The following is a 22,665-nucleotide window of genomic DNA, read 5'->3' as shown; positions in this document are numbered from 1 at the left end:
TGAAGAGGTCCGAAATGGAGCAGTCCGCCCTACCCCCCGTCTCCCTCGAGGAGTTGGACAAACTCGCCACCCGCGCGTCCACGGTTATCGACCGGCTGCGCGACAGGCTGTATGCCCCCGGCGCACAAAAGTCGCTCGACCTGCGGTTCAACGTCAAGCGCGCTGCGGATATGGTCGGACGCAGCGACAAACTGATCCGCGACGCCGAAGCGGATGGTCGGCTGCCGATGCCAGAGAAGGATCCAACCACTGGACGACGCACGGGCTACAGCCTTGCCGACGTCAACCGCATGCGACAGGTGTTCGGCACCCTGCCCCAACGCGCCGACAGCGATCCGGCGATGGTTCTTGCCATACAGAACTTCAAAGGCGGTGTCGGCAAGTCCACGATGGTCTGCCACTTCGCCCAACACCTCGCGTTGCAAGGCTACCGCGTTTGTGTCGTGGATTGTGACAGTCAGGCCAGCACAACCTCCGTCTTCGGCCTCAACCCCGACGTGGATGTCGATGAAGAGGAGGACACGCTCTACCCCTTCTTCCGCCACGGCGGGCCGCAAGACCTGTCCTACGCTCTGCGCGCCACCTACTGGCCAAACATCGCGCTGATCCCCGCGAACCTTGGGCTCTATGACGCCGAGTACGAATTCGCCGCCCGCATGGCGCGGGAGCAGGTCTTCGTTTTGGACCGCCTGCGCAACGGATTAGAGACGATCAAGGACCGCTTCGACGTCATCCTGCTCGACCCGCCCCCTGCCCTTGGGATGCTGTCGCTCTCTGTGCTGCGCGCGGCAGATGCCTTGGTCATCCCTGCCCCGCCGAACAACATCGACTTCGGCTCCACCGCGCATTTCCTCAAAATGCTGGGCGCCACGCTCAACGAACTCGCCCGCCACGGGGGTACGCGCGATTATGCCTTTGTTAAGATCCTCGCAACCAAGATGAACGACTCGAAATCGGCGCATATGGCGATCAAACGGATGATGGACGCGGTCTTCCCCATGGACATGTTGCAATCGGTGCTCAAGGACAGCGCCGAGATCGACAATGCCGCGGCGAACCTGTCCACCGTCTACGAGCTGACCGGCCCGGCCACCCGGACCGAGACGCACAAACGCTGCCGCGCCTACCTGGATGCCGTCTGTCGCGAGATCGAGGTGTTGATCCGCAAGACCTGGCCAAGCCATCACGCGCAATTGCGCAAGGAGGGACTGCTATGACCCGCAAGCACGATGCAATCTTTGACGATGTCCTGAGCGATTTGGAAGGCGTTCCCGATGCGTCTGACCGCGCCGGGGCACGCTTTCTAAAGCGGACGACCGCGATCAGCGATCGGCTGGCTGGCGAGGTTGAGGAAAAGACATTGCGCTGGGTCGATCCGGCCCGCTGTCGCATGTGGGCGCGCCACAACCGCGATTACGCACTGCTGACCGAAGACAATTGCCGTGACCTGATCGACGGTATCCGGTCTCAGGGTCAGCAGGAATTCCCGGCTATCGTGCGGCCTGTCGATGACGAGGAGTATGACTTCGAAGTGATCTGCGGCGCCCGTCGCCACTTCGCCGTATCCTGGCTGCGCAACAACAACTACACGCAGTACAAATATCTGGTTGAGGCGCGGCAACTGTCCGACGAAGAAGCGTTCCGGCTGGCGGACATCGAAAACCGCGACCGTGAGGATATCTCGGATTATGAACGCGCCTTGGACTATGCGGACGCAGTTGCGCGCTACTACGGCGGCAAGCAAAAGGCGATGGCGGAGCGGTTGGAGGTGAGCCAGCCCTGGCTGTCCCGCTATCTGCAACTGGCAAAGCTACCGCAGGCTATTGTCGAGGCGTTTCCGAACATCCGCGAAATCCGCGAGCGCAATGCGCGCGAGCTGAAGCCGCTTTTGTCCCAACCAGATACCTCCCGTGTCGTGTTGGAAGAGGCTGGCGCCATCGGGCGCGAACAAGCGCAAGCGCGCTCTGGTCGAGGGTCGTTCGTGGATGCAGCGACAGTGATGCGCCGCCTGACGCGCGCTGGACGGCCCGCGATGCCAAAGCCTGAACCAACTGGAAAGGTCTACCGCCGCAGCACGCATGATCGCGGGATCGAGGTGTCGCGCAAGGGGCGTAAAATCCATGTGGAGTTCGATGCGGATCTAAGTCGCGCTCAACTGGAAGGGGCGTTTTCCGCCTATTTGAAAACCGAATTTGACGGCTGAATTGGAAAATTGCCCATGGGCAATTTCTGATCCCGCACCCGAACATTGCCCGTGGGCAATTTTTGTTACGCGGACAATCTGACCACACCGAATAGAGCCATGCGACCCGCCAGCGACAAGCTGGCGGGTCGGCAGAACAGGGGTGGTATCCCCCCGAAAAACCGTTCAATTTCAGGCAAAATAAAGCAATGGGAGGATCGGCCATCGTCGATCTGTGGGAGGGTCTGCGCCACGCATTCTGGCTGATCGTCACGTTCGATGCCGAACTGGCGGACATCGCGTTGCGCTCGCTGCGCGTGACGCTGACGGCTCTTGTGATCGCCTGCCTGATCGCGTTGCCCTTGGCCGCGTTGCTCGCTGTACGTCGCTTCCGGTGGCGGCGCGCAACCATTGCTGTTCTTAACGCCTTGATGGGCCTGCCGCCGGTCGTCGTAGGGTTGATTGTTTACATCTTTCTGTCGCGTTCCGGCCCGTTTGGCGCGCTTGGCCTGCTGTTCACACCGACGGCCATGATCATCGCGCAGGTGATCATTATCGTCCCGCTCATCGCCTCCATCGCGCATCAGTCTCTGCGCGAGTTGTGGGCCGAATATCACGATCTCCTAATCTCCCTGAACGTCACGCAGATGCAAAAGGTGCGCACGCTGCTCTGGGACGCACGCCGGGCGCTCCTGACGGCCGCATTGGCGGGCTTTGGACGGGGCATCGGAGAGGTCGGTGCCATCATGATCGTCGGCGGGAACATCGATAACGCCACGCGCGTGCTGACCACTGCCATCGCGCTTGAGACAGGTAAGGGCGAGTTTGCACTGGCATTGGCCCTGGGCTTTGTCCTCATCGCTCTGGCGCTCGGGGTAAACCTGTTGATCCACTGGGTCGGCCAGACGGAAAGGGACAGTCGATGGTAAGCGACCTCTTTCCATTGACGCTGAAAGGGGCGGAGACGTCTCGGCGCGGAAAGCGGCTCGTCGGGCCGATTGATCTGTCGCTGGACGGGCAGGGGCTGTGCGTCGTCATGGGCCCCAACGGGTCCGGCAAGACGACGCTTTTGCGCCTGATGCACGGCACAGCGCGGCTGACCGGCGGGACCGTAAAGTGGACCTGTGACACGGACACGGCGCGTCATCATCAGGCCTTTGTGTTTCAGCAACCGGTCGTGCTGCGGCGTACGGTGGAAGAGAACTTGGCCTACCCGCTGCAGCTGCGTGGTGTCGCGCGGAAAACGGCGCGCGCGGCGGCGCGGGACTGGTCCGAAAAGGTCGGATTAGAGCCGCATCTGCAGCGCCGCGCGATGGTCCTGTCGGGTGGCGAACAGCAAAAGCTGGCCATCGCACGCGCCCTCATCACCGACCCCACGCTCGTGTTCCTGGACGAGCCGACCGCCTCGCTCGACGGGCGCGCCATGCGCGAAATCGAAGCGATTCTGCTGCAGGCCAAGGCGGATGGAACACGTTTGATCCTGTCGACCCATGACATGGGTCAAGCACGCCGGATCGCGGACGAGGTAGTTTTCATGCTCGGTGGTAAGGTGCACGAAACCGGCGCCGCGCCACAATTCTTTGACGCCCCCCAAACGCCCGAAGCACGGGCCTTTCTGCAAGGAGACATCGTGGAATGAAACAGAGAGTGTTCTTCGCCTTCTTGGCTCTGATGGCAGCCAGCGTGGCCCAGGCCGCGGACCAGATGCGCATGGCGGTCACCACGTCGTTCCATAACTCCGGTCTCGCCGATGTGCTGCTGCCCGAAATCGCAAATGATCTGGACCTTGAGGTGCAATTGCTTGTGGTCGGCACAGGCCAGGCGCTCAAGCTGGGGGAGGCGGGTGATGTCGACGCGATCCTCGTGCATTCCCGCATGGCCGAAGAGGCCTTTGTCGCCGACGGGTTCGGTACGCACCGGCGCGAGATCATGTATAACGATTTCGTCTTTGTCGGCCCGTCCGAAGACCCTGCCGACATCGCGAGCGCGGAAACGGCTGCTGAGGCGCTCCAGCAAATTGCGGCGTCCAATGCGGCTTTCGTCAGCCGTGGTGACGACAGCGGGACGCACAAGAAAGAGCTGAGTCTATGGACCGATGCGGACCTGGCCGCCGACACGTTCGGCGAATGGTACCGCGCCGTGGGCGCCGGGATGGGGGCAGCCCTGAACACGGCGTCGGGCCTCAACGCCTACATCCTGTCGGACCGCGCAAGCTGGCTGAATTTCGGGAACAAGGGCGAATTGGCGCTGCTCTTTGCAGGCGATCCGGTGCTGTTCAATCAATACGCCTATCTCCCCGTGAACCCGGAACGCCACCCACATGTCAAATCCGAGCTGGTGATGAAGCTGGAGGACTGGCTGACCTCGGACCGGGCGAAGGCGCTGATCGACGGATACAGGATCAACGGCGAGACCCTGTTCGTCTTCAACGCACAACCTGTCTCTAACTAGACGGTTTTGGCTTCTTCTCTTTAAAAATATGTCGGGGGCGCGGGGGCAGCGCCCCCGCATCAGTCGGATTGGTCCAGCGAATTCAAAACCATCTCAGTGGCTGTGGCCGCCATGATCGCCTGTATCCCCGTGGACCGCGAACTGGTCCAGGCCCGCATCCTGCGGCTGGATCGTGCGGTAGGCTTCGCGTACGCCGGCCTCAGTCAATTCGCGCGCCACGGTCAGCAACGTATTGGGATCGTGGTCTTCGCATAGCTCGATCATTTGCGACAGTTCCTCGGTCGCAACAGGGCGTGCAGCCTCGACTGAGGGCGCGCCGTAGTAAGTGACGAAGTGCTGCGCCAGCAAGTCGGTCAGCGTCTCCAACTCGGCCTGTTCCATTTGTGTGACCGCGACAAAGGTCACACGCCCACCGGTCTCCAACCCGAACCAGCCGTTGGCAAAGGCTTGGCGCGCCTTACCCGTCAGGTCGCCTTCGCCCCAGTTTGAAAACTCGAATCCGCCGGAAATGCACCACTCGCCCGTGCGGGCAGGAGAGGCAAAGACGTTCATGTCGCTTTCGTCAAAGTGGATCGCGCGGGCGAGTTTCATGTCTGTGCCTCCAGCACTTTGGTCAGCGGGATCAGGTGGGTGGTGGTGTCGTCGCGCAGAAGCATTCCGAAATCCTCATCCACACCCAGGAATGTGCCGGTTAGAGACTGGTTTTTCACATCTTCACCGATCCCGTGCGCCAACCCACGCCATTCGGAATGCAACGGCGCGGAGCCTTCATCTTCCCAACGGTTCAACCAGTTCAGCGTATGTCGCGCCCAAGCTTCCAGCAGGGTAGGGGGATCAACCTCGGCGCAGCCTTCGGCGAAAAGCGCGGTTTCATCCGGCGTGTGCCCCATGTCTTCAGAGGCGGGGATCAGCGGCAGTGTGAAGCCGATGACCAGCCAGTCCGGTACAGCATCGCTATCGGCCCCCGACGCCATCGCCCTGAACCCACCGCAGCGCGCGCCGTTCACGCGAATGCCGCCCCACCAGTCGAGATGCACGGCGACCTCGGGCGGGGCCAGTGCGCCAAGCGCGTTTTGAAAGCCCACACCGCAGAGCGGTAGCATGGTCATCGCCTTGGCCAACGGCACTTCGGGGGCGAAGACAAGCGCCGCCTCCATCTCTGCTGCACCCAATTTGTAAGCGATCAGACCCGCGTCACAGCCCAGCGTCGCGCGCATGACGGCGTGGTCAAACGCACTGTTCGGGGCTTCCTCGCCCCACATCAGCGGGGGGAAGGTGACGGCTGCCTCGCTCATGCGGCCCCCTTCTTGACCAGGTCGGCGGCGACCTCCTGAAACGCGCGCGCCTGCGCGCTGTCGGGCTGGCTGACGGTGATTGGCGCACCGCCATCGGCGGCAAGGCGGATCTGCAGGTGCAAGGGCACTTCGGCCAGCAGGGGCACGCCCAGCTTCTCGGCTTCCGCTTTGACACCTCCATGGCCGAACACGTGTTCCTCATGCCCGCAGTTCGAGCAGATATGCGTGCTCATATTCTCGATCATACCGACGATGGGCACGTGCAGTTGTTGGAACATATCGACGCCTTTGCGCGCGTCGATAAGGGCCACATCTTGCGGTGTAGAGACGATTACGGCCCCATCCACCGCGAATTTTTGCGCGAGCGTCATCTGCACGTCACCGGTGCCCGGCGGCAGGTCGACGATCAGCACATCCAGCGCACCCCACTGCACCTGAGACATCATCTGCTGCAGCGCGCCCATCAGCATCGGGCCACGCCACACGACCGCCTGATCGTCGTTCATCATCAGGCCTATGGACATCATCGTGACGCCGTGGTTGCGCATCGGCAGGATGGTTTTCCCGTCGGGCGATGCGGGGCGTCCCGAGACACCCAGCATGCGCGGCTGGGACGGCCCGTATACATCCGCATCCAACAGACCCACGCGCCGCCCCTGTTGAGCCAGTGCGCAAGCGAGGTTGGCGGACACGGTGGATTTACCCACGCCGCCCTTGCCCGAGGCGACCGCCAGAATGCGGTCGATGCCCGGCACTTTCTGTGGCCCTTTTGGCTCGGCCGGGCGCTGTGGTTTCAGATCGGGCGGCGGTGCCTTTTCCGTATGTCCGGTCAGCACAATCGCGACGCTCTCGATCCCGTTCAGCGCACCCAAAGCCGCCTCGGCCTGCGCCTTCACACCCTCATAGGCGGCGGCCTGCGCCGGGTTGATCTCCATCACGAAGCGCACGGTGCTGCCGTCCACGTTCAGCGCGCGCATCACACCTGTCGATACGATGTCACCGCCCGGTGCTTCGATCCCTTTCAGGACCTCCAGCACCTCATCCCTGCTTGTCGTCACGTGTCAGTCCTGTCCCGTGATCTCGCCCGACACTTCATGTGTCATATCAAGCTCTTCGATGGTGACCACGGCCTTGACCTTGTAGGTCTTGCCGCCTGTCTCGGCCTCGCGCATCGCTTCCTCGATGGCTTGCTGGGACGTTACGCCGACCTGTTTCAGGAACTTGCGCATGGACATGTTGAAATCGTCGCTCATGGGGCTTCCCCCTCCCTCTTGTTGACGCAGCGCAGAGCGGGACCGTAGGCTGGACCCATGCGCATGTTGGTACTGATCTTGGCCCTGTTGCCCGGTTTGGCAATGGCCGATGACAAACGGGTGGTGTTCTATGCCCCGCCCGTGCTGGTCGAAAGCGGGCTGATCAAGCATATCGCGCCGCGTTTTTCGCTGAAAACCCAGGTTAGGGTCGAAATTGTGGACGATCCCGGCAGCGCCGATCTCGTTCTGGGGTCCGACGGCCGCGCGCTGTTTTCCGGGCTGGGCCAGACGTGGCACATGGATCTGCGCGGTGACGGAAAGGGCGCGCAGCGCTTTGCGGACTGGCTGACCTCCGACGTGGGCCGCCGCACGGTACAGGGGTTTGCGCCGGATGGAGAGGCGCTGTTCACTGAACCGCAGGTGCAGGAGCGCGTCGTGGCCGAGGTCGAGATGACGGGCGATGCCATCGCGGGGCAGGGCGTGTCCTGGGCCAAATGCGGGCGCTGTCACGTGACCGAGCGGGGCAGGGGCGGCTTCGGAATAGGTTCGACGCCGAGCTTTTTCGTCATGCGCGGGTTCGAGGACTGGCAGGCGCGCTTTGCGGGCTTTTACGTGCTGAAACCCCACGCGGCCTTTACCCAGCTTGAGGGCGTAACCGATCCGTTTCCCATCGACCGCCCGTCGCCCATCGCGCCTATCGAACTGACGCTCGACGACCTTGAGGCCATCCTGGCCTACGTGGCCGTGCTGGACCCCGCCGATCTGGGCAAGCCGCTCGAACATCAGTGATCGCGCCGTTTTGACAGGTAGTCGTCGGTGGTGCGCACACGGGGGCGTTCGCCGCCCTGGAACGGATTGTCGTCCGCGTGGAACTGCGCTTGCACCCGGCAATTGTCGCACATCTGGATCATCCGCAGCTTGTCGCCCGAGAACATGGCGTGATCCTTCAGCTTGTCCGTGATCCGGTCGATGGCGGATTTAGAGCCGAAGAGCGCGCCGCATTCGATGCAGGGGAACGGTTCTTCCTCGTTCAGGATGGTTTGTGTCAGCGCTGCGTCGGTGAGGTTCAGGCGCGGCTCGTAGGTGATCGCATCCTCGGGGCAGATATTGGCGCAGAGGCCACATTGCAGGCAGGCGTCTTCCTGGAACCGCAGTTGCGGCTTGTCGGAATTGTCGCCAAGGGCACCCGAGGGACAGAGCGAGACGCAGGACAGGCAGAGCGTGCAGGCGTCCGTATCGACCAGCACGGCCCCGTAAGGCGCGCCGTCGGGCAGCGCGATGGTTTCGGTGCCGGGGTGAAGGGCCTTGGCCGCTTGCCGGGTGATCTGCCGCCGCGTGCCCATGGGGCGGACGGGTGTGGCGACCGGGGCAGGGGCCTCGGCGCCGTAGAGCGCGTCGCTCATCGCGTCGGGGTCGGGTGTGTCGAGAAGGGTCGCCATGCCCGCGCCTGCGATGGCATTGGTAAGCGCGATTTGTGTCTCTAATGCGGGGATATCGGCCTTGGGGCCGGGCAGCACCGTGACGTTCGCGAAGCTTGCGGCGAGGGCTGCGACCGCCTCCGCATGGCCGAAGGCGCCGATGGCCGACATCTCCAGCGGGATCACGTCGGCGGGCAGGCCGCGGCCGTGGCGGGCCGAGAGCCGGATCATCTCGGCCCCGTGCGCGTCGTGGACCAGAAGGCGTGGGGCGGTACCGCCTGCGTCGAGGAACGCCTTGGCCATCGTCTGTACCCGCCGCATCGTCAGATCGACCGGCGGCGCGTCGTAGGTGATAGCGCCCGAAGGGCAGGCGGCGGAACAGGCGCCGCAGCCCGCGCAGATCATCGGGTCGATGGCGACGTGCTCGCCTGCGGAGGTGATGGCGCCGGTCGGGCAGAGGTCGAGGCAGTTGGTGCAGCCGGTCTGTTCGGCGCGGGAATGGGCGCAAAGCAGGGGGGTGGTTTTGACGTAGAGCGTCTTTTCAAACGTGCCGGTGAGGTGCGAGGCGGCAAGGATGGCTGCGGCGACGCCCGGCGCATGGCCGGGTTCGGCGCGCAGGTAGCCGTCGCGCTTTTCATGGGCCGGGAAGAGGGGCGTGTCGCCGCGCAGGTCGAGGATGACGTCGCATTGCGATTTGGCGCCGTCCTGCGGGTCGGTAAGGGTGAAGGCCCCGCGCCCGCCCGGTTCGATCTGTTGCAGGGCGTCGATGACCACTTCGAAATTGGCGAAGGCGCCGGACGCGCGGCGCAGTTTGCCCACGACCACGTCGAAGTCGCGGGTGTCAGGAACGTCGCTTGCATCGCTCAGCAGGACGGTGACGCCCAGGTGATCCTTGAGTTGTTCTGCGGCGTCCAGCGCCACGTCGGCGGGGCCAAGGATCAGGCACAGCCCCTCGCTGACCACATCCAGGGTCTTCTCTGGCTCACCGGGCAGCATGGCGTCGGCGACGAGTGCGGACATTTTGGGCAGTTTTGGAACGTCATCATCGCTCCACCCCGCCCGGTCGCGCAGGTCGAGGGTGGGGGGTGCGGGCAGGTCCAGACCCTCTGCCAACTCCTCGAAAACGCGGGCCTGCTGGGTGCAGCAAAAAACTGCATCGCCCCCTTCGAGGGTGGCTTGGGCGCGGTCCAACTGGGTGGTGCAGAGGGCGGAACAGGGGGGGCGGACGTCGAGGCCAGTGGCCTGCGACAACCCTTCGGCATCGATGGTCTGGGTGCCCAAACAATCGCATGTAATCAGTGACTTGGCCACGTGTTTTCCCCTTGCTGCGACGGCTGAAAAGCCCGTCGTCCGGCTTGATGTTTGGCGTAGCGTAGCCCCGATTCGCAGGCGTTCACAAACCGATTTCTTGTGTCGCGACCGCGCCGGACGGTGCCGAATTGGCCCAAGTGATTCGTGCTTCGGTATACGGCGGTATTCCCGACTGAAACGCTCATGATGGACATTTCGTCCATTGCGCTGCGGATCGGTGGGACAGGGTGGCCAAATTGCCTTTGCTTCCGCAAACACCGTGAAACCTCACATAAGACGCTTCTCGGATCAGAAATTAGGCAGTTTGATAACTGTACGGAGGAGATAGGTTGATCCGAAACCCAGACAAGTACCAGTCCATGCCTTTGGGCGTTGTTTTGCGACGACTGCCCGGCGTGACGCGGTGGGCCGCCTATTCCTGGAAAGCCGTGGCCGTTCTACCCGGTGCCGGTCCCGCCGATTGGCAGGAGCTGCGGCGCGAGGGCGAGGCGGTGGAATACCACGCTGCGACCCTGCAGCTGGATCTGCACGGAGCGGAGACCGAAGCCTATCTGCACGGTCTGTCCGCCGAGGTGCCCAGCATTTATGTGGTGATGCGCGAGGGTGTGAGTGATCAGCCGCTGGACGTCGTGCTGGTCACGGCGTCGCCCTACGAGGCGCAGGATTACACCGACAGCGGTGAAGAGATTGTCGAGAAGGTCGCGATGCCTGCCGGGCTGGTGGCGTGGGTGCAGAACTTTGTCACCAACTTCCACGAGGAAGAGGTGTTCATCAAACGCAAGCGAGACAAGAAGCGGACGGACTTGACACAAGACGGCATTGGCGATCCGCGTATTGCGACGGCGGCGGACATTTATGCGTCCCCCGCACGGCAGCGGAGGCGGGTGCATTGAGCGCGCGTGACTTCTGGTCCCGGCGTCGTGCTGGCGTGGAAGCCGAAGAGCAGGCGCTGGAGGCGCGTGCGGTTCAGGCTGAAGCGGCGAAGCTGGAAGATCGGCCGGATGAAGAGATCCTCGCCGAGCTGAACCTGCCGGAACCCGAGACGCTGGACAGCCCCAATGCGGTCCGTGACTTTCTGAAAGCTGAACTGCCCCAACGCCTCAAGACCCGCGCGCTGCGCCGCTTGTGGCGGTTGAACCCGGTGCTCGCCAATCTGGATGGGCTGGTCGACTACGGTGAGGACTTCACCGACGCGGCCATGGTCATCGAGAAGATGCAGACCGTGTACCAGGTGGGCAAGGGCATGGCGACTGCGTTCCTTGAGGACGAAGACGATGAGGATGTCGAAGAAGCCCCCGCCCAAGAGATGGAAGAAGAGGAAGAGGCGCCGCTGATTGTGGCTGCCGAACCTGTGCCTTTGCCCGAGCCAGAACCCGAACCCGTCGCGATGCCGCAACGCCGGATGCGCTTTGCCTTTGACACTGCATGATGGACGACCCGAAGATGACAGCCGCTGAAGATATTCAAATCGCAGACATGGATCGGGCCCGCGCCGATCTTTACAACTTTCTGGGCGCGCTGCTGGCCGGTCCGCCGGACGAAATGTTGCTGGCGCAGACCGCTGGTTTGTCCGGGGATGACACTGAGCTGGGTCAAGCCATCGGCACACTGTCGAAGCTGGCGCGCGTGACCAAACCCAAGGCGGCGCAGTCCGAGTTCAACAAGCTGTTCATCGGTCTGGGTCGGGGCGAGTTGTTGCCGTTTGCCAGCTATTATCTGACCGGGTTCCTGAACGAAAAGCCGCTGGCGGTGCTCCGTCAGGATATGACCCGCATCGGGATGCAGCGGTCGGAAACCGTGTTCGAGCCCGAGGACAGCATTGCCAGCCTGATGGAGATGATGGCGGCCATGATCGTGGGCCGCTTTGGCACGCCCGCCGATCTGGGCGCGCAGAAAGAGTTCTTCAACAGGCATATCGGCCCCTGGGCGGGCCACTTCTTTACCGATCTGGAAGAGGCGAAAACGTCCGTTTTCTACACGCCTGTCGGGACGGTGGGGAAGATTTTCATGGCCGTGGAGGCGGAAGCCTTCCGGATGAGCGGCGCCGACTGAGGCGTCAGGGTGGGCAGGGAGACCTGCCCGTAACAGCGAGAGGAGACGATCGCATGACGAAGAAAGACGAGCGCGCATCGCGCCGTGACTTTCTGAAGCTGGCTGGAACCACGGCGCCCGTTGCGGCGGTGGCGGTTGCGACCGGTGCGCAGCAGGTCGAGGCGGCAGAGCCCGACCTGAGCAAAGAGACCATGCAGGATACCGCGCACACGCGCGCGTATTTTGACAGCGCCCGGTTCTAACGCCGGATGGGAGGACGCCACGCCCGGGAATAAGCCCGGACGGGGCAGGGGATCAGCGACTGGTTGCGTGACGCCCGACTGCTGAGAGCCAAAGAAGAAACCAAGCGAGCGGCCCCGGCAAGGGGGTGCAAGCAAGGGGAGAGCGATATGCTTAGGAAAAAGACCAACGGGGTTGCGAGACGCCCCCAGCGGACAAGTATCCTGACTGAAGCAGCCAACGCTTCGGTAGACCGGCGCGCGTTTCTGCGCGGAACGGGACTGGTGATCGGGGGCCTGTCGGCCATTGCCGCCACGGGCGGAACCGTCACCCAGGCCAACGCTGCCACGGCGGCAGCGGGCAAGGTGGAATTGAAGAAATCGGTGTGCACGCACTGCTCGGTCGGCTGTACGGTCGTCGCCGAGGTGCAGGACGGCGTCTGGACGGGTCAGGAGCCCGGCTGGGACAGCCCGTTCAACCTGGGCGCCCACTGCGCCAAGGGCGCCGCGGTGCGCGAGCACGCCCATGGTGAACGCCGCCTGAAGTATCCCATGAAGAAAGAGAACGGCGAATGGGTCCGTATCTCGTGGGAGCAAGCCATCGACGAGATCGGCGGCGGCATGATGAACATCCGGGAAGAAAGTGGCCCGGACAGTGTCTATTGGCTGGGATCGGCCAAGCACAACAACGAACAGGCGTACCTGTTCCGCAAGTTCGCGGCCTACTGGGGCACGAACAACGTGGATCACCAGGCGCGGATCTGTCACTCGACCACTGTTGCGGGTGTTGCGAACACATGGGGCTACGGCGCCATGACCAACAGCTACAACGACATCCATAACTCCAAGGCGATCTTCATCATCGGCGGCAATCCGGCCGAGGCACACCCTGTGTCTCTGCTGCACCTGCTGCGCGCCAAGGAGCAGAACAATGCCCCCGTCATCGTGTGTGACCCGCGCTTTACTCGCACCGCAGCCCATGCGGACGAGTATGTGCGCTTCCGTCCCGGCACCGACGTGGCGCTGGTCTGGGGGATCCTCTGGCACATCTTCGAGAACGGGTGGGAGGACAAGGAGTTCATCCGCACCCGCGTCTGGGGCATGGACCAGATCAAGGATGAAGTCGCCAAGTGGACGCCCGAGGAAGTCGAGCGTGTGACCGGTGCCCCCGGTTCGCAGCTGAAGCGTGTGGCCCGGACCATGGCCAACAACCGCCCCGGCACCGTGATCTGGTGCATGGGTGGCACGCAGCACACCAACGGCAACAACAACACCCGCGCCTACTGCATCCTGCAGCTTGCCCTTGGCAACATGGGCACGTCCGGTGGCGGCACCAACATCTTCCGCGGCCACGACAACGTGCAGGGTGCGACGGACCTTGGTGTTCTGTCCCACACGCTGCCCGGTTACTATGGCCTGTCGGCAGGCGCATGGGGCCACTGGTCCCGTGTTTGGGGTGAAGACCCTGAATGGCTGGCGGGTCAATTCGCCACCACCACAGGTGCAGATGGCAAGGAAAAGGCGCTGCAGAACCTGAGCGGTATTCCCGTGTCGCGTTGGATCGACGGCGTTCTGGAAGACCCGGAGAACACGGACCAGGCCGCCAAGGTGCGTGCCATGGTGCTGTGGGGCCACGCGCCCAACTCGCAGACCCGGATGGTCGAAATGAAGAAGGCGATGGAGCAGCTGGATATGCTGGTCGTCATCGACCCCTTCCCGACCGTCTCTGCCGTGCTGCATGACCGCACCGATGGGGTGTACCTGCTGCCCGCCTCGACCCAGTTCGAGACGCGCGGGTCGGTCACTGCATCGAACCGGTCCATCCAGTGGCGTGAGCAGATCATTGATCCGCTGTTCGAGTCCAAGCCCGATCACGAGATCATCGCGCTCTTTGCCAAGAAGTTCGGCTATCACGACCGGATGTTCCGCAACATCCAGCTGGAAGAGGATGGTCTGACCCCGAACCCCGAGGACACGCTGCGCGAGATCAACCGCGGCATGTGGACCATCGGGTATACCGGCCAGTCGCCCGAGCGGATCAAGACTCACATGGCCAACCAGCACACGTTCGACCGGACGACGCTGCAAGCCATCGGGGGGCCTGCCGACGGTGACTATTACGGGATGCCATGGCCAAGCTGGGGCACGCCCGAGATGAACCACCCGGGCACGCCGAACCTCTATGACATGTCGAAGCCTGTGGCTGAGGGTGGTCTCACCTTCCGCGCGCGTTTCGGTGTCGAGCGGGACGGTGACAACCTGCTGGCCGAGGGGGTCTATAGCGTCGGGTCGGAAATTCAGGATGGCTATCCCGAATTCACGATGCAGATGCTCATGGATCTGGGCTGGGACGGTGATCTGACCGACGAAGAGCGGGCGACCATCGACGCCATCGCAGGGCCGGGCACCAACTGGAAGACCGACCTGTCGGGCGGCATCCAGCGGGTCGCGATCAAGCATGGCTGTGCGCCTTTCGGGAACGCCAAGGCCCGCGCGGTCGTGTGGACCTTCCCCGATCCGGTGCCGCTGCACCGCGAGCCGCTTTACACCAACCGCCGGGATCTTGTTGCGGATTATCCCACATACGAGGACCGTCACGCCTACCGGCTGCCGACCTTGTATGCGTCGATCCAGAAACAGGACTTTTCGAAGGACTACCCGATCATCCTCACTTCCGGCCGTCTGGTCGAGTATGAGGGCGGTGGGGACGAGACCCGTTCGAACCCGTGGCTGGCCGAGTTGCAGCAGGACATGTTCATCGAGATCAACCCGCGTGACGCCAACAACCTTGGTGTGCGGGACGGTGCGCAGGTCTGGGTCGAAGGGCCCGAAGGCGGCAAGGTCAAGGTGATGGCGATGGTCACCAACCGGGTGGGCGAAGGCGTGGCCTTCATGCCCTTCCACTTTGGCGGTCATTACCAGGGCGAGGATTTGCGCAGCAAATATCCGGAGGGGGCTGACCCCTACGTGCTGGGTGAATCCACCAACACCGCCCAGACCTATGGCTATGATTCAGTAACCCAGATGCAGGAGACCAAAGCGACTCTCTGCAAAATCTGGACAGCGTAAGGAGGAGACGACATGGCATTAGGAGGACAGGCACGCGCCAAGTTCCTATGCGACGCCGAGCGCTGCATTGAATGCAACGCCTGTGTCACGGCCTGTAAGAACGAGCATGAAGTGCCCTGGGGCATCAACCGCCGCCGCGTGGTCACCATCAATGATGGTGATCCGGGCGAACGGTCGATTTCCGTGGCCTGCATGCACTGTTCCGATGCACCTTGTATGGCGGTCTGCCCGGTAGACTGCTTTTACCAGAACGAGGAAGGGGTGGTTCTGCACTCCAAGGACCTCTGCATCGGGTGTGGTTATTGCTTCTATGCGTGCCCCTTCGGCGCGCCGCAATTCCCGCAGGCCGGCAACTTCGGCAGCCGCGGCAAGATGGACAAATGTACCTTCTGCGCCGGTGGCCCCGAAGAGACCCACTCGACCGCCGAGTTCGCCAAGTACGGGCGCAACCGGATCGCTGAGGGCAAGCTGCCCATCTGCGCCGAGATGTGTTCGACCAAGGCGCTGCTCGCCGGTGACGGCGACGTTGTGTCCGCCATCTACCGCGAGCGTGTCGTGGCGCGTGGCTTCGGCTCCGGCGCCTGGGGCTGGGGCTCTGCCTACGGCCGTCAGGACGGCTAAGCGACGGGGACCACTGGCCAGTGTGCTTAGCCAGCCGCGGTGATCCCCTCTGGCCCGGACGACGGCAAGGTCGTCCGGGCACTCTCAATCAAAAAAGCGGGTGAATGCCCGTTTCCGCATCGGTGTGCAGCGAGGTTTCGCGCGCTCCGCTTCTGTTGATTTGGGTTCGACCCCCGCAGGGACTAGCAACGGCGCCATGATGTTTTCTTATCTTGAAAGGTTCACCATGCATCGTCTTACCTCTGCGCTGACTGTCAGCGCCCTGCTTATGTCTGCTGCACCTCTGCTGGCACAGGACGGCCCGCCGCTGGAGTCGGTGGATTCCCGTGTCAGCTACGGCTTGGGTCTGCAGATTGGCGAAAATCTGGCCCAGAATGACGAGTTGGAGTTTGACCTCGACGCCTTTGTTCAGGGCATCGCTGATGTCGAGGCGGGGGCCGATCCGCGTCTGGACCAAGAGACAATCGTCGCGGCTTTCGAGGCACTGAATGCCCGCGCGTCCGAGGCGAAACTGTCCGAGAATACGGAATTCTTGGAAGAGAACGGTGCGCGTGAGGACGTGACCACCACCGACAGCGGTCTGCAATATCAGGTGGTCGAGGAAGGCACAGGCGAAACCCCGGCCGAGACCGACACTGTGACCGTGCACTATGAGGGCCGTCTGTTGGACGAGACTGTCTTTGACAGCTCGATCGAGCGTGGGGAGCCTGCGAGCTTCCCCGTCAACGGCGTCATCCGGGGCTGGCAGGAGGCCCTGCAACTTATGAAACCGGGTGCCAAGTGGGAGGTCTGGATTCCGTCCGAGCTTGCCTATGGCCCCCAAGGTGCGGGTCAGGCGATTGGCCCCAACGAAGTGCTGAATTTCACCATCGAGTTGATCAGCATCGACAGTTAACGCCGCGTCCTTGCGCGGCATATGGAGAGACATGACATGCTACGCGCATTTCTGGTTTTGGTGCTTTGCCTGGGGCTGATGCCCTTTGCAGCGCCTTATGCCGCCGCTCAAGAGACGCAAGACACCATCGACCGCTCCGCCACCGGCGGGGCGCAAACGCTGGACGACATCCTCGCCCGCCAGCGCGGGGAAGAGGTGGCGCCGAAGACCGGCGATGCCGCAAGCAAGGCCCGCGATCTGTCGGGCCAGCTTGGGACTTTGGGTGGTTCTTCTGACCCCGACCTGTGGCGTGCGTTGCGCTACGGGTCGGCTGACATCACCGTGTCGTCGGGCGGCGAGGTGGCGACAGTTCTGGTGCAAGACGGCGGCATGGGTTGGCTGGAGTTCCGCAAAGGGCCGCTTGCCACTTACGGTGGCTATCTGCTGCTGGGTACCATTGCGCTGCTCATTGTGTTCTTTGTCCTGCGGGGCAAGGTGAAGCTGGACTATGAGAAAACGGGTCGTACCGTGACCCGGTTCAAGAGCTTTGAACGGGCGGCGCATTGGCTGCTGGCAGGGTCGTTCATCTTGCTGGGCGTCACGGGCCTGCTGACCCTGTTTGGGCGGATGTTCATCGCGCCCTACATCTCGAAAGAGTTCAACGCGACGCTGTTGATGGCGTCGAAGTATATCCACAACAATGTGGCCTGGGCCTTTATGGTCGCTTTGGTTGCGATCTTTGTCATGTGGGTCTGGCACAACATTCCGAACCGCACTGACATCACGTGGTTCGCGCAAGCTGGCGGCATCGTGGGGTCCAAGCACCCGCCCGCCAAGAAGTTCAATGGTGGGCAGAAGATCATCTTCTGGTCGGTGATCCTGCTGGGGGGGTCTATTTCTCTGTCCGGCGTGTCGCTGCTGTTCCCCTTCGAATTTCCCATGTTCATGAAGACTTTTGACCTGATGCGCAGCGTCGGGATCGAGAGCCTGCCGATCTACGGCCCGCTGCCCACGGCGATGGCCCCGCATGAAGAGATGCAGTACGCGGCAGCCTGGCACGCCATCGTCGCCTTTGTCCTGATGGCGATCATCATTGCCCACATCTACATCGGGTCGGTCGGCATGGAAGGGGCCTATGACGCGATGGGGTCGGGCGAGGTGGACGAGGCCTGGGCCCGCCAGCACCACTCGCTGTGGCTGGAGGAGTTGCAGGCACAGGACAAGGCCGCGCCCAAAGATGCGACGCCTGCTGAGTAGCCTGTTTCTGTGCCTTGCCCTGCCGGTCGGGGCGCAGGAATTCACCACCTACAAAGGCCACGGTGGACCCGTCATGGGTCTGGTCGTGACCGGGGATGGCACGCTTGCGTCGGCCAGTTTCGACAATTCTGTCGGGGTATGGGACGACGCGGTGCCAGCGTGGCTTGAAGGCCACGATGCTGCCGTGACGGCCATTTCAGAAGATGTAGACGGTGCGCTTGTAACCGGGGGCGATGACTTCGCTGTCTGGCACTGGAGCGATGCGCCGCGCAAGATCGGCCAGCATAAGGGCAAGGTGACGTCGCTGGCCCCGTCCCCTGATGGGGCTGTGGTAGCTGCTGGGTCGTGGGATGGGGATATCGTGCTTTGGCCGCTTGGGGCAGGGGAGGCAGAGACGCTGCCCTATCCCGGTGCCGGGGTGAACGCGGTGGCCTACTCTGCGGATGGTGCGTTTCTATATGCGGCGACGTCCAAGGGTGATGTGCTGCGCTATGATATGGCCACCCGCGACACGCCGCGCCCCTTGGTGCGGCATGGGTTTGGCGTCAATCGGTTGATCGTGGGCGATGACTGGCTGGCCTATGGCGCTGTCGATGGCGGGACGCGGGTGATTGATGCGGAGACGGGTGATGCGCTCTATGATTTCACCCTCGACCGTCGTCCGATCCTGTCGATGGACCACCACGTGCAAACCGGGCAGCTTGCCATTGGCGATGGTGAGGGCCACATCATGATGGTGGACACCAACGATTGGCGCATCACCCGTGACTTTCGCGCGATGCGACAGGGGCCGGTCTGGGCGCTGGCGTTCTCCACCGATGGGACCGTGATCCATGCCGGGGGGATCGACGATGTGATCTATGCCTGGCCGGTGGCGCTGCTCGACACATATGATCCGGCAGGCGGCGAGACGCGCAGTTTCCTGCGCGATGCAGAGACGATGAGCAACGGAGAGCGGCAGTTCATGCGCAAATGCTCGATCTGCCACAGTCTTGAGGATGGGCCGTCGCGCAAGGCGGGGCCAACGTTGCATGGGGTGTTTGGGCGCAAGGCGGGGGTGGTGCCGGGCTATCGCTACTCGCCAACGCTCGACGGGTCGGACATAGTGTGGGACGACACCACCATCGACGCGCTGTTTGATGAGGGGCCGGACCACTATATCCCCGGCTCGAAAATGCCGATGCAGGTGATTGCCGCACCGCAGGACCGCGCCGATCTGATCGCGTACCTGCGCGGGGCAACGAACAAGGAGTAGAGAATGAAGGCCATGATGATGGGCTTTGCCGTGATGATCGTGATTTCGGTGGGGGCGTATTTTGGCTTGCAGGAGCTGGGGCTGACGGCTGGTGCTGTGGGCTCGGGCGATGCGGTGAGGTTGGATTGAACGCATGAACGCGCCACGCTCCACCCCGGATATCTACGGCAAGTCGCTGGCTGGCGCGAAGGTACTGGTCATCGATGACGAGCCGGGGATGCGCCATTTCCTGGTCAAAACGCTTGAGACCCGCGTGAAGCGCGTCGATGCCGTGGGCTCGCCCGCGCAGGCGACCAAGGCACTGGATGAGGCGCAGTACGATCTGGTGATCCTCGACAATCTGATGCCGGGGGGCACGGGGTTGGACTGGCTGACGGAGCAGAAGCGCAAGGGGTTCTTTGCCGATGCGATCCTGATCACCGCCTATGCCGATCTTGAGACGGCAATTGCCGCGCTGCGTGCAGGTGTCAGTGATTTCGTCTTGAAGCCGTTTCGGGCGAACCAGATTCTGAGCGCTGTGGCACGGACGTTGGACCGGAAGTATCTGCAACGGGACAATACGTTGTTGCGGCGTGAGCTGTCTTCGGGGCAGGGGCACGGTAAGCTGTTGGGCAACTCCGAACCTATGGAAGATGTGCGGGCGATGCTGGCGCGGCTGGCGCCTTTGCCGACGCCGGTGCTGTTCACCGGCGCCAGTGGGACGGGCAAGGAGATGGCGGCGCGGCATCTGCACGACTTGTCGGACCGGGCGGAGGCGCCTTTTGTCCCTGTGAATTGCGCGACGATCCAGCCGGAACGCTTTGCCGAGGAGCTGTTTGGGCTTGTCGAAGCGGAGGATCGGTTGAAGCCGGGGCTTCTGCTGCTTGCGGATGGCGGCACGCTGCTGCTGGATGAGATCGCGCAGATGCCCGAGACGGTGCAGGCGGCGCTCTTGCGTGTCCTTGAGGATAAGAAGGTGCGCCCCGTTGGGGCGGAGCGGGAGATCCCGCTCAATGTCCGCTTCCTGTTTGCCACCAATGATGACATCGAGGCGTCGGTAGCTGCGGGTCGCTTCCGCGCGGACCTGTATCACCGCATCCACGTGGTCAAGATCGACATGCCGCCGCTCAAGGACCGGATGGACGACATTGTCGAGTTGGCGGCGCACTTCATGGCGCAGTTTTCAGCCTCGCTTGCCATGCCATCGCTGGAGCTGGACGAGGAAACGCTGCTGAAGCTGCGGCGCTACGACTGGCCCGGCAACGTGCGCGAGTTGCGGAACATGATTGAGCGATCCGTGATCCTTGGCGCGTTCCCCGAGGAATTTGCGGGTGAAGGGACGGTGACAGGCGCGCAAGCGATCGAGAACCTGGAGCTGGTCGTGCAGCGCCATATCCTGCGCATGGTGGATCTGTGCGATGGTAACAGGGCCGAGGCGGCGCGCCGGTTGGGGGTATCGCGCAAGACCATCGACCGGCGCATGGCGGCCTGGCTCGAGTGATTGTGAACCGCCTAGGGCTAAAGTCGCATATGGTGGGGCGGGGTGCGACGCTATCTTGGCTGAGTGAAAGAGGAGGAATCTGCAATGGCATGGACAAAACCCAAGGCGCGCGAAGTGAAGTGCGGCATGGAGATCAACATGTATGGCCCCGGTGAAGATGATGACCGCGGCGCCGAGCGTGACGTGATCTAAACCACTTTTCAGTTCATGAGACTGATTGTTCTTGGGGCAGCCGCCGGTGGGGGGCTGCCCCAATGGAATTGTGGCTGCCGCAATTGCGTTGATGCGCGTGCCGGTGTGATCCCGCGCATGACGCAGTCGTCGGTCGCGGTGTCGGTGGATGGGGCGGCTTGGGTCGTGCTGAATGCCTCGCCTGACATCCGGGCGCAGGTGGATGCTTGTGCCGCGATGCACCCGCCCGAATTGCGCGGTTCGCCCATTGCTTCGGTGGTGCTGACCAATGGGGATATAGATCACATTGCGGGCCTACTGACGCTTCGCGAGAAGACTGGGTTTGATGTTTATGCAACCTCGGCCGGTTTGGATATTCTGCGGTCGAATTCGGTTTTTGGCGTACTTGATCCGGCGTTGGTGGCGCAGCATCAGATTGCGTTGGATGTGCCATTCGAGCCTGTGCCGGGCCTGACGATCACGCCCTTTGCGGTGCCGGGCAAGGTGGCCTTGTTCCTGGAGGGCGATACGCTCAACCTGGAAGAGGTGGGCGAGCAGACAGTGGGGTTACTCTTGGATAACGGAACATCGCGAGCGGCATATGTGCCGGGCTGTGCGGCTATTCCGGATTGGTTGCTCGACCGCTTGGGCGGTGTCGATCTGCTGCTTTTTGACGGGACCGTATGGAACAATGATGACATGCAGCGCACCGGCACCGGAGAGAAAACGGGCGCACGGATGGGCCATGTGCCGCTGAACGGTGAGCTGGGCAGTCTTGAGCGTTTATCGGGTGTGGAAGGCCGCAAGGTGTTTATCCATATCAACAATACGAACCCGATCCTTCAGCCGCACAGTGCCGAGCGGGCGGAGGTGACGGCCCAAGGGTGGGATATCGCCTTTGATGGGATGGAGATTGCGCTGTGATGGACATGCCGGACAGCCAAGAGGTGTTCGAGGCGCGGCTGCGCGCGGTTGGTGAGGCGCAGTATCACGACAAGCATCCTTTTCATCACAAGCTGCATTCTGGCGGCTGCACTCCGGATCAGGTGCGGGCTTGGGTGATCAATCGCTATTACTATCAGACGCGGATCCCGATGAAGGACGCGGCCTTCATGTCGCGCGTGAACGACCCGGCGCTGCGTCGGTCGTGGCGGTCGCGGATCGAGGATCACGACGGGTCTGCGCCGGGTGAGGGGGGTATCGCCCGCTGGCTGAAGCTGGCCGAGGGCGTGGGCCTTGACCCGGACTATGTTGCGTCGGAGGTTGGGATTTTGCCTGCGACGCGCTTTGCCGTTGATGCCTATGTGCGCTTTGTGCGGGATGAGCCGTTGCTGCCGGCGGTGGCCTCATCGCTCACAGAGCTCTTCGCCCCCGCCATTCACAAGAACCGGATTGCGGGGTTGCTGGAGCACTATGAGTTCGCCAACTCCGAAACGCTTTCCTACTTCCAGAACCGGTTGAGCGAGGCGCCGAAGGATGTTGCTTTTGGCCTCGGGTGGGTGATGGATCATGCCGTGACCAAGGCCGATCAGGATGCTGCCGTGCGCGCGTTGACCTTCAAGACCGAGGTGCTGTGGGCGCAGCTCGATGCGCTGTGGTCGGCCTATGTCGAGCCGGGGCGCATTCCGCCCGGTGGCTGGCAACCAGGCGAGGGGTTGGCGCGGTGACGCAGGACGATGTCCCATTCCTGCCCCGTGGCGTGCGCACGCAGTTTGATGCGGTGCGTCAGGTGGATGTGATCCTTGGGCCGGAACGGGT

25 protein-coding genes are annotated in these 22,665 nt (G+C 62.7%); 20 read left to right on the top strand and 5 right to left on the bottom strand.

The features are described from left to right. Positions 1–14 precede the first annotated feature (14 nt). From FD715_RS19215 to FD715_RS19195, 5 genes are all read left to right on the top strand, one after another. Positions 15–1,217: an AAA family ATPase gene (locus FD715_RS19215; protein WP_147113828.1), complete on the top strand. Its 1,203-nt coding sequence runs from the start codon at positions 15–17 to the stop codon at positions 1,215–1,217. Next, positions 1,214–2,203 carry a ParB/RepB/Spo0J family partition protein gene (locus tag FD715_RS19210; RefSeq protein ID WP_147113825.1) on the top strand — a complete coding sequence of 330 codons (990 nt, stop codon included), beginning with the start codon at positions 1,214–1,216 and terminating at the stop codon, positions 2,201–2,203. Before FD715_RS19215 ends, FD715_RS19210 begins: the two co-directional genes overlap by 4 nt. 203 nt (positions 2,204–2,406) lie before the next feature. Next, positions 2,407–3,111, top strand: a complete 705-nt coding sequence (locus FD715_RS19205; protein ID WP_147113926.1) for an ABC transporter permease — start codon at positions 2,407–2,409, stop codon at positions 3,109–3,111. Then, entirely contained in the window at positions 3,105–3,821 is a 717-nt protein-coding gene (locus FD715_RS19200) for an ATP-binding cassette domain-containing protein (protein ID WP_147113822.1), read from the top strand. The genes FD715_RS19205 and FD715_RS19200 overlap by 7 nt, the downstream gene beginning before the upstream one ends. After that, positions 3,818–4,633 (top strand): substrate-binding domain-containing protein, encoded by an 816-nt coding sequence (locus tag FD715_RS19195; protein WP_147113819.1) that lies wholly within the window; start codon positions 3,818–3,820, stop codon positions 4,631–4,633. Before FD715_RS19200 ends, FD715_RS19195 begins: the two co-directional genes overlap by 4 nt. Before the next feature lie 93 nt (positions 4,634–4,726). On the opposite strand, the gene FD715_RS19190 is transcribed toward FD715_RS19195, so the two are convergent. The 4 genes from FD715_RS19190 to FD715_RS19175 are packed head-to-tail and all read right to left on the bottom strand — an operon-like array spanning position 4,727 to position 7,181. Further along, positions 4,727–5,224: a DUF6505 family protein gene (locus tag FD715_RS19190; RefSeq protein WP_147113816.1), complete on the bottom strand. Its 498-nt coding sequence runs from the start codon at positions 5,222–5,224 to the stop codon at positions 4,727–4,729. Continuing rightward, the gene (locus FD715_RS19185; RefSeq protein ID WP_147113813.1) at positions 5,221–5,928 is read right to left on the bottom strand and encodes a biotin/lipoate--protein ligase family protein; all 708 of its coding nucleotides are present in this window, start codon (positions 5,926–5,928) and stop codon (positions 5,221–5,223) included. The genes FD715_RS19190 and FD715_RS19185 overlap by 4 nt, the downstream gene beginning before the upstream one ends. Continuing rightward, complete coding sequence (locus FD715_RS19180) at positions 5,925–6,986, bottom strand: Mrp/NBP35 family ATP-binding protein (protein ID WP_147113810.1); 1,062 nt, start codon at positions 6,984–6,986, stop codon at positions 5,925–5,927. The genes FD715_RS19185 and FD715_RS19180 overlap by 4 nt, the downstream gene beginning before the upstream one ends. A 3-nt stretch (positions 6,987–6,989) precedes the next feature. Further along, complete coding sequence (locus FD715_RS19175) at positions 6,990–7,181, bottom strand: DUF6494 family protein (RefSeq protein ID WP_039689592.1); 192 nt, start codon at positions 7,179–7,181, stop codon at positions 6,990–6,992. A 57-nt stretch (positions 7,182–7,238) separates the two neighbouring features. On the opposite strand from FD715_RS19175, the gene FD715_RS19170 reads away from it, so the two are divergent. Beyond that, positions 7,239–7,970 (top strand): hypothetical protein, encoded by a 732-nt coding sequence (locus tag FD715_RS19170; RefSeq protein ID WP_223274981.1) that lies wholly within the window; start codon positions 7,239–7,241, stop codon positions 7,968–7,970. Here the strand turns inward: FD715_RS19170 and FD715_RS19165 are convergent. Then, complete coding sequence (locus FD715_RS19165; RefSeq protein ID WP_147113807.1) at positions 7,964–9,910, bottom strand: 4Fe-4S binding protein; 1,947 nt, start codon at positions 9,908–9,910, stop codon at positions 7,964–7,966. The genes FD715_RS19170 and FD715_RS19165 overlap by 7 nt on opposite strands. A gap of 359 nt (positions 9,911–10,269) precedes the next feature. Between FD715_RS19165 and FD715_RS19160 the strand changes: the two genes are divergently transcribed. From FD715_RS19160 to pqqC, 14 genes are all read left to right on the top strand, one after another. Next, positions 10,270–10,803, top strand: a complete 534-nt coding sequence (locus FD715_RS19160) for a DUF3305 domain-containing protein (protein WP_147113921.1) — start codon at positions 10,270–10,272, stop codon at positions 10,801–10,803. After that, a complete protein-coding gene (locus FD715_RS19155) occupies positions 10,800–11,339 on the top strand; it encodes a DUF3306 domain-containing protein (protein WP_147113804.1) in 540 nt (179 codons plus the stop codon). Before FD715_RS19160 ends, FD715_RS19155 begins: the two co-directional genes overlap by 4 nt. A 14-nt stretch (positions 11,340–11,353) precedes the next feature. Beyond that, positions 11,354–11,962 carry a molecular chaperone gene (locus FD715_RS19150; protein ID WP_147113919.1) on the top strand — a complete coding sequence of 203 codons (609 nt, stop codon included), beginning with the start codon at positions 11,354–11,356 and terminating at the stop codon, positions 11,960–11,962. A gap of 53 nt (positions 11,963–12,015) precedes the next feature. Then, positions 12,016–12,204, top strand: coding sequence for a twin-arginine translocation signal domain-containing protein (locus FD715_RS19145; RefSeq protein ID WP_147113801.1), 189 nt, complete (start codon positions 12,016–12,018; stop codon positions 12,202–12,204). 147 nt (positions 12,205–12,351) lie between these two features. Next, positions 12,352–15,249: a formate dehydrogenase subunit alpha gene (locus FD715_RS19140; RefSeq protein WP_147113798.1), complete on the top strand. Its 2,898-nt coding sequence runs from the start codon at positions 12,352–12,354 to the stop codon at positions 15,247–15,249. A 12-nt stretch (positions 15,250–15,261) separates the two neighbouring features. Further along, positions 15,262–15,870, top strand: a complete 609-nt coding sequence (fdh3B, locus tag FD715_RS19135; protein ID WP_039689579.1) for a formate dehydrogenase FDH3 subunit beta — start codon at positions 15,262–15,264, stop codon at positions 15,868–15,870. Between the two features lie 268 nt (positions 15,871–16,138). After that, the gene (locus FD715_RS19130) at positions 16,139–16,765 is read left to right on the top strand and encodes an FKBP-type peptidyl-prolyl cis-trans isomerase (RefSeq protein ID WP_147113795.1); all 627 of its coding nucleotides are present in this window, start codon (positions 16,139–16,141) and stop codon (positions 16,763–16,765) included. 36 nt (positions 16,766–16,801) lie between these two features. Then, the gene (locus FD715_RS19125) at positions 16,802–18,001 is read left to right on the top strand and encodes a formate dehydrogenase subunit gamma (protein WP_147113792.1); all 1,200 of its coding nucleotides are present in this window, start codon (positions 16,802–16,804) and stop codon (positions 17,999–18,001) included. Then, the gene (locus tag FD715_RS19120; RefSeq protein WP_147113789.1) at positions 17,982–19,256 is read left to right on the top strand and encodes a c-type cytochrome; all 1,275 of its coding nucleotides are present in this window, start codon (positions 17,982–17,984) and stop codon (positions 19,254–19,256) included. The genes FD715_RS19125 and FD715_RS19120 overlap by 20 nt, the downstream gene beginning before the upstream one ends. 3 nt (positions 19,257–19,259) lie before the next feature. After that, positions 19,260–19,385, top strand: a complete 126-nt coding sequence (locus tag FD715_RS22970; RefSeq protein WP_255450674.1) for a hypothetical protein — start codon at positions 19,260–19,262, stop codon at positions 19,383–19,385. A 4-nt stretch (positions 19,386–19,389) separates the two neighbouring features. After that, positions 19,390–20,736, top strand: a complete 1,347-nt coding sequence (locus tag FD715_RS19115; protein WP_147113786.1) for a sigma-54 dependent transcriptional regulator — start codon at positions 19,390–19,392, stop codon at positions 20,734–20,736. An 84-nt stretch (positions 20,737–20,820) separates the two neighbouring features. After that, the gene (gene pqqA, locus FD715_RS19110) at positions 20,821–20,928 is read left to right on the top strand and encodes a pyrroloquinoline quinone precursor peptide PqqA (protein ID WP_076630733.1); all 108 of its coding nucleotides are present in this window, start codon (positions 20,821–20,823) and stop codon (positions 20,926–20,928) included. Between the two features lie 15 nt (positions 20,929–20,943). After that, positions 20,944–21,831, top strand: coding sequence for a pyrroloquinoline quinone biosynthesis protein PqqB (pqqB, locus tag FD715_RS19105; protein WP_147113783.1), 888 nt, complete (start codon positions 20,944–20,946; stop codon positions 21,829–21,831). 5 nt (positions 21,832–21,836) lie between these two features. Continuing rightward, a complete protein-coding gene (gene pqqC, locus FD715_RS19100) occupies positions 21,837–22,574 on the top strand; it encodes a pyrroloquinoline-quinone synthase PqqC (protein ID WP_147113917.1) in 738 nt (245 codons plus the stop codon). Positions 22,575–22,665: the final 91 nt, after the last annotated feature.

The sequence above is a fragment of the Tateyamaria sp. syn59 genome (genome assembly GCF_007995245.1).
Lineage (GTDB): Bacteria > Pseudomonadota > Alphaproteobacteria > Rhodobacterales > Rhodobacteraceae > Tateyamaria.
This window is presented reverse-complemented; position numbering and strand designations above follow the sequence as displayed.